The sequence below is a fragment of the Oscillospiraceae bacterium genome, from assembly GCA_034925865.1.
Lineage (GTDB): Bacteria > Bacillota > Clostridia > Oscillospirales > SIG627 > SIG704.
In genome coordinates this window covers 1-14,362 of the sequence record JAYFRN010000007.1, presented here as the reverse complement: position 1 = coordinate 14,362, position 14,362 = coordinate 1, and the positions used below count along the sequence as shown (strand labels likewise).

Annotated in this window: 16 protein-coding genes; 8 read left to right on the top strand and 8 right to left on the bottom strand. The window is 42.6% G+C overall.

Annotation, left to right across the window (positions count from 1 at the left end; translation table 11 throughout):
• The first annotated feature begins 196 nt into the window (after window positions 1–196).
• Window positions 197–757 (top strand): DUF1836 domain-containing protein, encoded by a 561-nt coding sequence (locus VB118_04005; GenBank protein MEA4831766.1) that lies wholly within the window; start codon window positions 197–199, stop codon window positions 755–757.
• 64 nt (window positions 758–821) lie between these two features.
• Window positions 822–2,183, top strand: coding sequence for an amino acid carrier protein (locus tag VB118_04000; protein ID MEA4831765.1), 1,362 nt, complete (start codon window positions 822–824; stop codon window positions 2,181–2,183).
• A gap of 160 nt (window positions 2,184–2,343) precedes the next feature.
• Here VB118_04000 and VB118_03995 read toward each other — a convergent pair whose 3' ends face one another.
• Complete coding sequence (locus tag VB118_03995) at window positions 2,344–2,559, bottom strand: cation transporter (protein MEA4831764.1); 216 nt, start codon at window positions 2,557–2,559, stop codon at window positions 2,344–2,346.
• Between the two features lie 67 nt (window positions 2,560–2,626).
• Window positions 2,627–3,553 (bottom strand): ribokinase, encoded by a 927-nt coding sequence (locus tag VB118_03990; protein ID MEA4831763.1) that lies wholly within the window; start codon window positions 3,551–3,553, stop codon window positions 2,627–2,629.
• Between the two features lie 265 nt (window positions 3,554–3,818).
• Here VB118_03990 and VB118_03985 point away from each other — a divergent pair, with 265 nt between their 5' ends.
• The 6 genes from VB118_03985 to VB118_03960 all read left to right on the top strand — a co-directional run bounded on the left by VB118_03985 (window position 3,819) and on the right by VB118_03960 (window position 7,927).
• Window positions 3,819–4,622, top strand: coding sequence for a YhfC family glutamic-type intramembrane protease (locus tag VB118_03985; protein MEA4831762.1), 804 nt, complete (start codon window positions 3,819–3,821; stop codon window positions 4,620–4,622).
• 49 nt (window positions 4,623–4,671) lie between these two features.
• Complete coding sequence (locus VB118_03980) at window positions 4,672–4,983, top strand: YbjQ family protein (GenBank protein ID MEA4831761.1); 312 nt, start codon at window positions 4,672–4,674, stop codon at window positions 4,981–4,983.
• A 188-nt stretch (window positions 4,984–5,171) separates the two neighbouring features.
• Window positions 5,172–5,675, top strand: a complete 504-nt coding sequence (locus VB118_03975) for a GNAT family N-acetyltransferase (GenBank protein ID MEA4831760.1) — start codon at window positions 5,172–5,174, stop codon at window positions 5,673–5,675.
• A gap of 110 nt (window positions 5,676–5,785) precedes the next feature.
• Window positions 5,786–6,364: a histidine phosphatase family protein gene (locus VB118_03970; GenBank protein ID MEA4831759.1), complete on the top strand. Its 579-nt coding sequence runs from the start codon at window positions 5,786–5,788 to the stop codon at window positions 6,362–6,364.
• 176 nt (window positions 6,365–6,540) lie between these two features.
• A complete protein-coding gene (locus VB118_03965; protein ID MEA4831758.1) occupies window positions 6,541–7,530 on the top strand; it encodes a phosphotransferase in 990 nt (329 codons plus the stop codon).
• 79 nt (window positions 7,531–7,609) lie between these two features.
• Window positions 7,610–7,927, top strand: a complete 318-nt coding sequence (locus tag VB118_03960) for a hypothetical protein (GenBank protein MEA4831757.1) — start codon at window positions 7,610–7,612, stop codon at window positions 7,925–7,927.
• Window positions 7,928–8,171: 244 nt separating this feature from the next.
• Here the strand turns inward: VB118_03960 and VB118_03955 are convergent, their stop codons facing one another.
• The 6 genes from VB118_03955 to VB118_03930 form a co-directional block, all read right to left on the bottom strand.
• A complete protein-coding gene (locus VB118_03955) occupies window positions 8,172–8,972 on the bottom strand; it encodes an ABC transporter permease subunit (protein MEA4831756.1) in 801 nt (266 codons plus the stop codon).
• Window positions 8,973–8,992: 20 nt separating this feature from the next.
• The gene (locus VB118_03950; protein MEA4831755.1) at window positions 8,993–9,793 is read right to left on the bottom strand and encodes an ABC transporter permease subunit; all 801 of its coding nucleotides are present in this window, start codon (window positions 9,791–9,793) and stop codon (window positions 8,993–8,995) included.
• Window positions 9,794–9,805: 12 nt separating this feature from the next.
• Complete coding sequence (locus VB118_03945) at window positions 9,806–10,678, bottom strand: ABC transporter ATP-binding protein (protein ID MEA4831754.1); 873 nt, start codon at window positions 10,676–10,678, stop codon at window positions 9,806–9,808.
• Between the two features lie 120 nt (window positions 10,679–10,798).
• The gene (locus VB118_03940; GenBank protein MEA4831753.1) at window positions 10,799–12,088 is read right to left on the bottom strand and encodes a competence/damage-inducible protein A; all 1,290 of its coding nucleotides are present in this window, start codon (window positions 12,086–12,088) and stop codon (window positions 10,799–10,801) included.
• A gap of 137 nt (window positions 12,089–12,225) precedes the next feature.
• Window positions 12,226–13,338, bottom strand: coding sequence for a sn-glycerol-3-phosphate ABC transporter ATP-binding protein UgpC (gene ugpC / locus VB118_03935; GenBank protein MEA4831752.1), 1,113 nt, complete (start codon window positions 13,336–13,338; stop codon window positions 12,226–12,228).
• A gap of 208 nt (window positions 13,339–13,546) precedes the next feature.
• Window positions 13,547–14,362 (bottom strand): hypothetical protein (locus VB118_03930; protein ID MEA4831751.1); only part of this gene is annotated, 816 nt, incomplete at its 5' end.

Genomic DNA, 14,362 nt, shown 5'->3' with positions numbered 1-14,362 from the left:
GTATTAAATAACATAATCAAAAGACTGTTTTGTCATTATGATGCTTCGACACGGAAAATTTCATTGACAAAAAGAATCGCAAAAAGTATAATATAGTTATTAAAATGGCAATTAAATAATCTTTATCTTGCGGTAATTATTTAATTACCGAGTTAACAAAACGAATATAAATACTACTCTGAAGGGATTCGATGAAATGTCTGAAATCGCTGAAAAAGAAAAATCGGCTGATGTCGCCGCGTGGTATGCATCCATAAAGAATCATAGATTTCCGAGATACAGCGATCTGCCTGATATAGATCTATATATTGACCAGCTCGTCAGCATTCTCGACAAGAATTTGTCGGTTCTGTATTTAAGCGACGGAAAAATATGTGAAACGCCAATAACCGCTTCGATGATTAATAACTATGTGAAGCACGAGGCCGTTCCGCGTCCGAAAAGAAAGCGATACGGCAAGGATCATTATGCGTATCTTTTTATTATTTGCGCTTTAAAACAGGTATACTCAATAAATGAGATTGGAGACTTCATGTCTCACAATCTAAAAACTCGCAGCGTCGGAGAACTTTACGATAAATTCTGTGAAGAAACCGAAAAGGCCATCGCTGTTATAAATGAGCTGATCTCAGGAGAGATCCCTGTTGCTGACGCGAAAAGCAGCGAAAAAGATTTTGTCACGGTAAAGATGGCTATATTTACGGTGATAATGAAGCTTTTTGTGAAAAAGAGCACTCAGAATCTTCAGAAAAAGTAATATTTGCCGCGCATCGGAATATAAGTTGTAATAAATAAAAAACTTGCCTGTTCCGGAGCGTGAAATGACGAACACCGAATCATATATTTTTTTGCCGCTCGCGGCTCTTATACTGATCTGCGGAGCGGTATATTCTTTTCGCACCCGTTTTATTCAGATGCGCGGATTGGCGTGCGGGCTTAAGCTTACTTTCGGATCTTCCGGCTCTGTTTCGGATAAAGACGGAGCGGCAATCGCGCCTTTCCGTGCGCTTTGCACCTCACTTTCCGCCACCATAGGGACCGGTAATATCGTCGGAGTGTCCGCCGCGCTCACAACCGGCGGTCCCGGCGCGCTTTTCTGGATGTGGGCCGCGGCGTTTTTTGGCATGGCTGTAAAATACGCCGAAGCTTTTCTGGCGGTCAAATTCCGAGAAACCAGAAGCGGACAAATTATCGGAGGTCCGTTTTTTTATATATCAAAGGCGTTTTCCGATTCGCGTGCCGCGCGTACAGGAGCGAAGCTGTTCGCGTTTTTCGGCGCATGCGCCGCGCTTTTCGGAATCGGATGTGCCGCGCAGTCAAATTCGGTGGCTGTTGCAGCGCAAAACATATTTGATCAAAAATGTCTCTCTTTCGTTTATATATTCGGAGAATGTGTTCCGACGGTACGTCTCGTCTCGGGTCTGATCGTTGCGGCGGCCGGATATGCCATTTTTTCCGGCGGTATAAAAAGAATCGGCGCGTTTTCCGCGGCTGCGGTGCCGGTCATGGGCGGGCTTTACATCCTTGCATCTGTCGCGGTTATTATCATGAATCGTGAGGCTATTCCCGCCGCTTTTTCATTGATATTTAAAAGCGCGTTCACTCCGGCGGCTGCGGCGGGCGGCTTCGGCGGCGCGCTGGTCAGAGATGCCGTGGCAAAAGGAATCACCCGCGGAATATTCGCAAACGAAGCCGGGCTCGGCAGCACGCCTATTGCGGCGGCGGCGGGCTCGGCAACACCTGGAGAACAGGGTCTTGTATCAATGAGCGGCACTTTGTTCGACACCTTTATCGTATGCACACTTACCGGACTGTGCGTACTCATAACCGGGGCATGGACACAGGGGCTTTACGGCTTTGACGTGACGCTTTTCGCGTTTACAGGTACTCTCGGTGAAATGGGACGGCTTCTGCTTTCATCATGCCTCGCGCTGTTCGCGTTCACTTCAATAATCGGCTGGAATTATTATGGCGAAAGATGTTTTTCGTTTTTAAGCAACGGTCGATGGAAAAAGGCATTTAACGCCGCGTTTTCCGCGCTTCTGTTTGTCGGAGCACTTATGACGACCAAGAATGCGTTTTTCCTCGCCGATATTTTAAATGCGCTTATGGCGTTGCCGAACCTTTCCGCGCTATTGATTCTTGCGCTCAATGATAAATTATATAGGAAAACGGGATTGTGAGCGTAGGGACAACCCTTGCGGTTGTCCGCTACGGCGGTTGTCCGCTATAACGATGTAAATAAACATATAACGGTACGATGAAGGCATCGTACCCTACACAATCAATTTTATAAATAAAAGGGAGCGAAGAGATCATCCTTCTTCGTTCCCTTTTATTATTTTACGTTATCGACACCACATCGAATCCGAGCGCTTCGACGGCTTCTTTAAGTGCCGAATCGCTCACCGCGCTTTCGGAAGGATCGAACGTCACCGTCGCTGTCCCTTTTTCAAGAGAAACCTCGGCTTTGACGCCTTTTATGGCGTTCAGTGCCTTTTCGGTTCGCATTTTACAATGAGCGCAAGACATCCCTTTTATAACAACAGTCTTTTTCATGATTTTTTCTCAAACTTTCTGACAAATAATTTATCATAACGCTGGCGGACAACCGCAAGGGTTGTCCCTACAAGATACCCATATCGAATCCGGACAGCTCGTCTGTGCAGGGTATGGTGGCGGCGGCGCCCTTGCGGGTGATCGTTACGCCCGCGGCAAGCGAAGCGCGCTTCATCGCTTCAAAAATTGATGTTTTGTTTGCGATGCCATTGAAGAAATATCCGGCATATGCGTCCCCCGCGCCGGTTGTGTCGACAGTTTTATCCACATGAAACGCCTGACAGGTCACAAAATCCTCGCCGTCATAACAGCGCGAGCCGTCCGCGCCGAGCGTAAGGATAATACGCGATTTCGGATATTTTTTATACATCTTTTTCATTGCCCTTACCGGGTCTTTTTCCTCTGTAAAAGCATATATTTCCGTTTCGTTGAGTATGAACCAGTCGACCATTGACAGCTCCGAGCATTCAAGAAGCTCCTTTGTGACGGGCGAAGGATTCATGACGATCACCATTTGATTCTCCCGCGCTTTTCTTATTATATACGGGATATTATTGATTTCGTTCTGAAGGAAGATATAATCTCCCCTAGTAAAGCCAGATAAAACCTTTTTGGCTTCGTCCTCTGTGATTGAAATGTTTACGCCGCCGTATACGATTATGCAGTTATTCCCCTCTGAATTAATCTGAATTATCGCGTGTCCGGTGGGAATATTATTATCTCCGCAAATATTTATATAATCCGTTTTAACACCGAAATAAGACAGATCCTTTGTGAGAAAAACTCCGTCCTGCGCTATTTTCCCGGCGAGATATACATTCTCAACATTTGAATAGCGTCCGTTTGCCTTTGCAAGCGCGACCGCCTGATTAAGCCCTTTTCCACCGCTGTGTTTTTCAAACTGATACGCCGGTATTGTTTCTCCGGCTTTCACAAATTGGTTGACATTGTAAACATAGTCGATATTCAAAGAGCCGTAGCATAAAAATTTCATTAGTCTGACCGTCCTGTTCTGGTATTTTTATAGCATTCTCAGCGGAATAAAGCTGCTTTTATAAAATCGCTCTGTTTAAAAATCCGGCATAAAAGTAGCCGTAAATCAATACAGAAAAATATTTTTATGACAATATGATTATACAATATTTCAAAAATAAGTCAATCCTTGCGATAAAATAAAGTATTGAGAAAGACTTTACCATATTGATATATGCTGATATTATGATATAATAGTAACATACTGTATTATGGAGGGATTTACATTGATATCCTCGTCAAATATTGCCGCGATCTGCTTTACGCTGGTCATTTCGATTCTCCTTCCTATAGCTATTTGGATATGGCTCGGAAGCACAAGAAAACGCGTTTCAATTCCGGTGATCGCAGGCGCCGCCGGATTTATAATTGCCCAGTTTGTGATACGCCTTCCAATACTGCAGCTTTTATGGAAGACCGATAGCTTTGCCAAATTTGTAAAAGGCAACAAACTGATTTATTTTATCTTTCTTGCTTTTACGGCCGCGCTTATTGAAACGGCGTTCAGGCTTCTTATTCTGAAGGGGCTGCTTAAAGACAGGCTGAGCTTTGACTGCGCGTTTGCCTGCGGTCTCGGTCACGGAGGTGCAGAATCGATTGCGCTGATCGGACTGACATATATAAATAATCTTGTCATCAGCATTATGATTAATTCGGGAGCCGCATCCGATCTTATAAACGATTCCGTTATCGCCGCGCTTCGCGATACTCCCGCTTCATCATTTATTGCCGCCGGGCTTGAAAGAGTATTCGTGCTTGCTTTTCAGATATCACTATCTGTAATTCTCTCTTATTTCATAGTAATGGGAAGAACCTGGACAGGAGCCGCATTGTGCTTCGGTGTACATTTTGCGGTAGATTTCGTTATACCTCTTTTTCTTTCAAGCGGTATTTCCGTATGGATCTGCGAAGCGATAACCCTCGCCGTCGCCGTCGCCGCCGTTGTCGTTTCTCTGCTTCTGAAAAAGATATTTCCCGTTATGGTCATACCCAAGGACGCGGCGGAAGACGCCCTGTCAAAGGGATTCTGAGCAAAAATCAGATCACATCTGAAAATTTTTATTGAAGGAGATAAAATATATGCTTATTGTCACCGTTGAATCTATCCCCGGAAAAACTTGCGTTCCTCTCGGCATGGTCAAGGGCGGAATTGTCCAGTCTAAGAATTTCGGCAAGGACTTTATGGCGGGCTTAAAAACGCTTGTAGGAGGCGAAATTGTGTCGTACACAGAGATGATGAATGAAGCCAGGGCTCTGGCAACCAAGCGTATGGTAGATGAAGCCGGCGCTTTGGGCGCTGATGCAATTGTCGGTGTCCGATATGTTTCCTCATCTATAATGCAGGGGGCCGCGGAGGTCGTCGCTTACGGCACGGCGGTTAAATTCCAATAAGGCAAAATAAAGGACCCTTTAAAAGGGTCCTTTAATAACTCGGCATTTAATCTGTTTAACGCAAAACGAGTATAAATATGGAATTACCATCAGCGATTATTAAACGGCAATTAAATAATTACCGCTTACATAATCTGCTTACAAATAAACAATAAAAATAATTTTTGTTAAATGAGGTGAATTAAAATATGCAATTTAAATTTTTGGATGAAAATACATTCTATAATACATTTTTATTTGAAATATCCGACGTACAATGCGGTGACCATTATGATGAAAATAATCCACAACATGTTGATTGGTTAAAGAGGTTTGTTTCAAATTTATTTTTATGTGGAGGTAAGGCATTGTGTCTATATTCCGATGATGATAATCCTATTGGATTTATTTATCTTTTATACGATAAAGGACTTGAAAAAGTAGCTTGCTTTGGTAAAAAAGCAACCATTTGTATGTTTGAAGTGAAAGAGCAATTTAGAAGTAAGGGTTATGGCAAATTATTATGCCAAGAAGCGGAAAAATATTTGCGTGATTGTGGTGCTGAATGCTTATATACAGATACACCCGACGACCCAGACGACAGGAGAGCATTAACGTTTTATATTCGTAACGGGTTTTCGCCAGTTGGATTTCATCCTTGTGTAAATGGAAAAGATGATGTGGCGCAGATATATTTATTTAAATATCTTTAATGAATACAACCGTTATCAGAATGCGGAAAAACTATTGATACAGAGATAAATGCGATTTCATCACATTATGAAAACGTGATTAATAATTTATATTAAGTGGTGAAGAGTTTATGACAACAGTATATTTTATCAGACACGCGCAATCGGATAATTCCGTTCGTGACGGTCGAATCAGACCGCTCACAGAAAAAGGGATGGCTGACCGTGTCTTGGTGACAGAATTTTTGCAAAATAAAAGCGTTGATGCCATTTTTTCCAGTCCATTCAAACGTGCCGTGGATACTATTGCAAATTTTGCGGAGAAAAATAGATTTCGTATAGAAGCCATTGAAGATTTCCGTGAACGTAAAAGTGATAGTAATATGGGTAAAGAAAATATAGAATTTACTTCATTTATGGAGCGGCAATGGGCAGATTTTAATTATACGTTCTCTGACGGCGAATGCCTTTCCGAGGTACAGCATAGAAACATAGTGGCATTGAATGAAATCTTGAATAAGTATAAGGACAAGTGCATAGTAATCGGAACACACGGCACAGCATTATCAACAATTATAAATTACTATGACCATACATACGGTTTTGAGGATTTTATGTCGATGGTCAATATCCTGCCTTGGGTTGTGAAAATGTCATTTGAAGAAAACGCCTGTGTTGAAATTGAAAAGATTAATTTGTTCGCAGTATGAGCATAATTTCAGCTTTAATTTGAATAGACAATATAATTTCATACATATAATTACCAATTAAGGAACGAAAAGTCTTTGGTATATGGTTTTTTCTCTCTTATAAAAACGATATTATTTAATTGATGTTTTAATAATGAAAGAATCAGAAGTTTATTTATATATTGTGAGGTAAAACAATGTCAGATGATTTATTTAATAATATATGTTTGGAATTGAATTTAGGTTGTTTAACGCGTATGCCTGAAAAACTTTCCGGTGGTTTTATGCACAAGATATATCGAGTGCAAACAAGTTTAGGTGATTATGCAATTAAATTACTTAATCCAGAGGTTATGAAACGGTCTGATGTTTTTGACAACTATAATATTGCAGAACAATTAGAAGAAAAACTACTTAATGCAGAAATTCCTATTGTACCAGCTTTGAAATTTAATAATAAAAAAATGCAATGTATTTCTGGACAATATTTTTATGTATTTGAGTTCATTGATGGAAAAGCTTTAAACTCGAATAAAATTGAATTAGAACATTGCAAATGCATTGGCGAATTATTAGCCAAAATACATAAAATAGAGTTGTCAAACAAAAGTATAACAAAATGCAAAATTAATATTGATTGGGATTATTATATTAACTTAGCAAAATCACAGGCAATTGAGATTGTTGAAATGTTACAGCAGCACAAAAAACTGCTGATCGAAAGCCAGGCAAAAGGCAATGAATCATATGAGAGATTACCTGTAATTTCAAGTATATCTAATGGTGATTTGGATGTCAAAAATGTGTTATGGGTTAATAACAAGCCATTCGTTATAGATTTGGAATGTTTAAAATATGGAAACCCATTTTTAGAGCTTTTAGAATTGGCATTGTGTTGGTCAGGATATGAGCATTGCAATATAAATTATAAATACATAGAACAATTCATATCATCATATTTTGCTATATTTGGAATGTGTAAAATAGATTGGTCGGTATTATATTACAGTAATAATGGCAGGCTCAAGTGGCTTGAATATAATGTTAAACGAGCTTTACGGATTGAATGCAATGAAGAAGAAGAAAGATTGCTTGGAATTGAACAAGTAAAAGATACTATACAGCATATTATTTATTATAACATAATAGGTGAAGAATTAATAAATAGATTATCAAGATTATTTTAATTTCACAGCATGAGCATAATTTCAGCTTTAATTGGAATAGACAATAATAAACAAACGACATAAGATAGTGGGGAACATAATGAAAAATCATCTGATTGAATTTGAGAAAATGGAGTGGGTAAATGCCGGTGTTGGAGTCCGATATAAAGCATATGTTAATGGTAATCAACGTATTAGGATGGTTGAATTTTCATATGGCTTTATAGAAACAGATTGGTGTTTACGTGGTCATGCCGGTTATGTTTTAGACGGAACTTTTGAATTAAATTTTAATGGTAATAAGGAGAGGTTTGTTTCGGGTGATATCTTCTTTATACCAAGCGGAGAAATCGGTAAACACAAAGCTGTTCTTGATGTAGGAGAAAAGGTTACATTACTCCTATTTGAATTAATTTAACCACAAAACTCATATTATTAACTCGGCATTTAAATAATAACCGCTTAAAGAGAGAAAAGGCTCTGATATATGGGTTTTTCTCTCTTGTAAAACAAGGCTTATTTAAATGCCGAGTTAATAACACATTTAAATAGGCGATAAAATAAGCGGCTAAGTAAAATAGCCGCTTATTAAAATTATTATTTCTCAACTGCTTGTTTTGACCGGTAGACTTTTTCACGAAAAAGTCTACCTTGTTTATTAATCAGGCCGCGATCAAATCCTTTCTCGCAAAGGCGCGGAAGGAAATTGCAAGAAGAACACCCGACATCAGAATAAGCGCAAATACATATACGACATTAAGCTGTCCGGAAACCAGCTCTCTTGACCGGAAATATTTAAACGGAGTCAAAAACCTTACTATTTCAAATTTAGTATCCATATCAAATACAACCGAAAGAGCATACGCAAACAGCAGCAAACCGTATGTGGACTGCACCGCCCGTTCTGAGCGTGTAAACAGCGCGGATAACGCCATGCTCAGCGAGAAGAAGAATAAAGAAATAAGCAGCATTGCCGCCGGGAAAAGAATCATTTCCGCGGAAATGGTGTTTTCAATATTATAAATGACAGGCGCCATATATGAGAATACTCCGCTCATTATAATTATTAAAACCAGATAAATCATACCTGAGATCATTTTGATCGACAAGATGTGAAGTCTGCCGCAGGGCTTGGTAAATAAAAACTCATATGTTTTATCCACGCTTTCCCGAAGGACACAGCTTGTGCCGAGATAAACCGCATAGCAGCATACGGCGATCAAAGCATAGAACTGCAGAACGGAGAAAAATCCGCCGAAGGATTCAATATTGACCTCGGACATACCGAATATGGCAAGGACAGGCTTTGGTATTTTGCCGAGAATATCGCTCATCGAGCCGCTTCCCGCTCCCTGCACCCCGGTGAACTTTACCATTCCTCCGAGAATCAGAAATCCGATCCCGGCAAGCCAGAATAAAAACGGCTTCAGTCCTTGCTTCAGTTCTTTTTTCAGAATATTCATTATCTCTTACTCACCTCACTTTACTGTGCCGCGATGTCGGCTTTTGTGTATATAAGATAGGCCGCGGCGGTAAGCCCCACGGTAAGCGCGACCGCTGTCAACACGCACGGTATATCATAGCTTCCGGCTTCCGCGACGGCATTCGGACTGAAATAATAAAGCGGTGAAATATACTTGAATATTTCTTTTTCTGTCAGAGAATATACTATGGACAGAAGAAAGGCAAACATACCGATTCCCACGCCCAGCGCCGAGGCAGAGCGGATACGGCGCAGGATCACGGCCGCGAAAATGCCGAAGGAGAGAAATACAAGCTGAGTGAAAAACAGACACAGCATACTGAGCGCCATTTGCTTTGTTGGCCCGTTTCCGTTGTTAAATTTCATGTAATCCACGGAAAAAAGAATAAGATAAGGAATATTTACCGCGGCGATAACCGTAAGGCAGCAGAGAAGCTTTTGCGCGAATACCTCCGAACGGCGCAGCGGCTTGGTCATAATGAAATCAACACATTTACTTTGCTTTTCACGAGCAAAAACGGCAATAGCTGCTCCTGAAGCCATGATTGCCGCCAGGATGCCCTCATACAGGTAAACCATTCCCGAAAAGCTCTCATAGCTGAACAAATCGTCGACATCAAAGCCGAACGCGGCGGCAAAGCCCTCCGGAAAGGCGGAAACCATCGCCTCAATTTCGGGCTTGCTGTCGAGAAATATCGGATAAAACCCGTTGAGCATCAGCCAAAGCACGCCGAGCAACACAATCATCCACACAAGCGTATTTGCAAACTGTTTTTTAAGTTCGAAGCTGTATACTTTCATTACGGCGCCTCCTCAAGCATAATAATGCAGGAATATCTCTTCCAGCGCCGGTTCTCCGATATCAATGTTAATAACTTTTTTATCCGAAAGAATTTTTAAAAGCTGACCGCAGTCGCCTTTGTACAGGAAAGAAAATTCATCGCCGTGCTTGTTAAAATTCACGGCGCCGCTTAGCTCCGCGGCATCAAGGCTTCCTTCAGACAGCGACACCGTAACTTTTTTACATGCATCGTTTCTAAGCTCCGCCATATCCTGAATCTTCACTATGCGACCATCCTTTATAATTGCGACGCGATCGCAAAGACGCTGTACCTCGCTGAGTATATGGGACGAGAACAAAACGGTTGCGCCATTTTTGTTTTCTCTGCGGATCAACTCAAAAAAAGTTTTCTGCATAAGCGGATCAAGGCCGCTTGTCGGTTCGTCGAGTATTATCAGACGCGGGCTGTGCAAAAGCCCCTGAACTATGCCCACCTTTTTCTTGTTTCCGAGGCTCATGTCCTCGATTTTTTTATTCAAGTCAAGCTCCAGAATTCCGGCAAGCTCTCTGATACGGGCAGAACATTCTTTGTTATAAAAGGATGCGGAATAATTAAGCAGATCTGCGGCGCGCATTTTATCATAATAAAATACCTCGCTGGGCAGATAACCGATCTGACACAAAATTTCCTTGCTTTCCTTCTCGCAGTCCATTCCGAAAATGCGCGCCTCGCCGCTTGTTTTATGAATCAGCGAGAGCAGCGTCCTTATTGTGGTGGATTTTCCGGCGCCGTTGGGTCCGATAAAGCCGAAAATTTCACCTTCCGCGATTTCAAAGGTGACATCCTCGATTCCGCGATGCTTTCCGTAATACTTTGTCAAGCCTTTTGTTTCGACTGCGTTCATACCAGTTTCCGCCTTTCCGCAATAATTATTTATACATAAAACAATGATAACTTTTAGCGGTAATTATTTAATCGCCGAGTTAATAAATGTAAGCTATATCTTTTGGCTTTAAAGTCAATCTTAAAATTGCTCTGCTTTTTCTCGAACGGCATTAAACTCATCCGCAACGCGGAGTGCCAAAGCGATCGCGGAGGATGACGCCAGATAACGGACATATTCACGTTCGTTTTTGCTCCTTCCGAGCGTGAGCTTTTCGCATACGACACCCGCTTCTGAGGCCGCGGCAATATATACAAGCCCGACGGGCTTTTCAGGTATTCCGCCTCCCGGTCCGGCTATTCCGGTCACGGATACGGCGATATCGCTTCCTGATACCCTGCGTACCCCGACGGCCATCTCCCGAGCCGTCTGCTCGCTGACTGCGCCGTATTTTTCTATGGTTTCCGGATTAACTCCGAGAAGAGAAATTTTCATGTCATTCGAATAAGCGACAATTCCGCAGCCGATAACCTGAGAAGATCCGGGGATTTCCGTAATACGCTTCGCGACGAGCCCCCCGGTGCATGATTCGGCCGTTGAAACAGTAAGCCCGCGTGCGGCAAAACGCGATACAAGCACGTTCTGCAGGCTTTCACCGTCGATGCCGTAAACATATTCGCCGAGTTCCGACGTGATTTTGTCAATCATGGCGTCTATCATGGCGGATGCCTCATGCTCTGAACAGGCGGAGGCGGTAATGCGCAAAAGCACCTCTCCGTCCTTTGCGTACGGCGCAACTGTCGGATTTGTCGAGGCTTTCATCAATTCGATAAGACGCGCCTCGACCGCGGATTCACCCATTCCGAATATATTCAATGTTTTTGATACGAAAACACGGTCGGTATGCAGCGAGCATAAAATAGGTTTGACGCATTTCAGAAAAAGCGGCTCAAGCTCGCGCGGCGGACCGGGCAGCATAAAAACTATTTTATTATCTTTTTTTATACACAGCCCCGGCGCGGTTCCGTTTTCGTTATATAAAACGGTTCCGCCTTCCGGTACGAGCGCCTGTTTCATGTTGTTTTCGGTCATAACACGGCCGCGGCGGATAAAATATTCCTCAATGTGTTTCTTCGTTTCCTCATCTGTAAGGAGAGGAATACCGAGCAGCTCGCATACCGTTTCCTTCGTTATATCGTCATATGTCGGGCCGAGTCCGCCGGAGGTTATGACTATATCGGCGCGGTTCAACGCCAGTGTAAGTGCATTGATAAGTCTTTCACGGTTGTCGCCGACGACCGTCTGAAAATAAACGCCTATACCTATCTGCGCGAGCTCTTTAGATAAAAACCTCGCGTTTGTATTGAGTATGTCGCCAAGCAGCAGCTCTGTCCCAACGGCTACAATCTCGGCATTGTATGACTTTGACATGAATACCGCTTCCTTTCAGGGAAAAGATTCTTGTTTACTTATTATAACATTGAGAAATAAAAAAAGCAACAAACTCATGCAAAGAAAGGAGCCGCCGCAGAATAAGCGGCAGCTCCGGAACAAAACCTATATTATAATTAATGGCAGAAGCAAACTTCGGTATCTTTGTCGAAGAGATGTATACGGGAAATGTCGAGCGCGACCTTGATTGTATCGCCGGCCTTTGATTTGGAACGGGAAGAAACTCTCGCGACGAGATTCTGTTCGTCGTTGACGAGGAACAGGAATATTTCCGCGCCCATAAGCTCGGTGACTTCGATATATGTTTCGATGACCCAGTCGGACATCTGGCTGAGATACATGGGTTCGTCATGAATGGATTCGGTACGGAGACCGGCCACAACTTCCTTGCCGATATATGCCTGGACCTCGGGCTTGTTTGACTTTTCGGCGGGAAGCTTAAGCTCATGCGTACCGAAATTAAAGTATATATCCTCGCCCTTTTTCTTGAGAGAACCGTTTATGAAGTTCATTTGAGGTGTGCCGATAAATCCGGCGACAAATTGGTTCACCGGGAGGTCATAGAGGTTTTGCGGAGAATCGACCTGTTGGATAACGCCGTCCTTCATAACAACAATGCGCGATGCCATGGTCATAGCCTCGACCTGGTCATGGGTAACGTAAACAAACGTGGTGCCGAGACGCTTATGAAGCTTTGTGAGCTCGGTTCTCGTGGAAGCGCGGAGCTTTGCGTCAAGGTTGGAAAGCGGTTCGTCGAGAAGGAATACCTTCGGTTCACGGACGATTGCGCGTCCGAGCGCGACACGCTGTCTCTGACCACCGGACAAAGCCTTCGGTCTTCTGTCAAGCAGGTGAAGGATGTCGAGTATTTTTGCGGCCTCTTCAACGCGGCGCTTAATTTCTTCTTTAGGTGTTTTACGGAGCTTGAGTCCGAAAGCCATGTTTTCAAACACGGTCATATGCGGATAAAGAGCGTAGTTTTGGAACACCATCGCGATATCTCTGTCCTTCGGGGCAACGTCGTTTATAAGACGGTCGCCGATAAAGAGCTCGCCCTCGGATATTTCTTCAAGGCCGGCGATCATACGGAGCGTTGTGGATTTTCCGCATCCGGAAGGTCCGACGAGAATAATAAATTCCTTATCTTTGATTTCGAGGCAGAAATCCTTGACAGCGACAACGCCGCCCGGGTATTTCTTATACAGATGCCTCAATGATAAACTTGCCATATATGTCCTCCTGTGTATAAAAAGCACTACAACATTCTGATTTTTTGCTTTATACTAATATAACAGAAAAAAGAGAAAAATGAAAGAGTTTATTTCCCCAAATATTAATCGCCTTTTTTAGTCACTTTGCATAAAATATTTTTAACCGCTTGCGCTTTGTGAACGGAGCTTAAGAGCTTTTGACGGAATATACATATTTTGTACATAATCAATACTCAAAACTTGAACCTTCCGCGGCTTTAAGCGCTTCTTCACGGCTCACGTCTTTCATAAGCAGAACAACAAAAACATCCTCTTTGGTCCAGCTTAACGGATAGGGCGGCAAAAGGCAGCCGTAATCTGATATAAAACCGTTAACTCTGCATACAGCATAATCATATTCGGAATTATCTGAAAGCGTCAGCAGAAATTGCGTCGGGCTTTTTTGTTCTGCCGACAAAACCTCGAATTTGCCGGTAACAATCTTAACGACAGCCTCCTTGGGCGTATATCCGTTAAAAAGATAATTACAGTAGATTCCTTTCGTGAGATAAAGACTGCATTTGGGTATATCGGTATTTCCGTCATCCCTTGATATGAAGAAATCATATTTATTTCCAAAGCAGAAAAGCTTTTGAGAGGTTTCTTCCGGACATCCCGGAATAATGGTGCAAAATGTGGGACTTATTAAGTCGGAGGTAAAAGCGTAAAATCCAATATCGTATTTTCCATGACTTAATGAGATGATTCCGTCGGGCAGCAGGCGGTGTTGTTGTGACTTATGATTAAAAAAAGTCTCGTTATTTGATTTCGCGGCTTCATGGGCTTTCGCGTAGATTGCCCTGATCTCCGCGGATTCTTCCTTTGTCAGTAGACGTTCTCCGTAATCTGTCAACGAAACAATGACACGACCGTCAGAACCCGGGCATTCCCATATGCTGAGCTCTGCAGTGGGAAATCTGGCCGCTTCGCTAAATAAAAACCCCAATTCATAAAGCTTAACCGCACCATCCGTATAATCATAATCCTTGAGAGTCATAAGAGC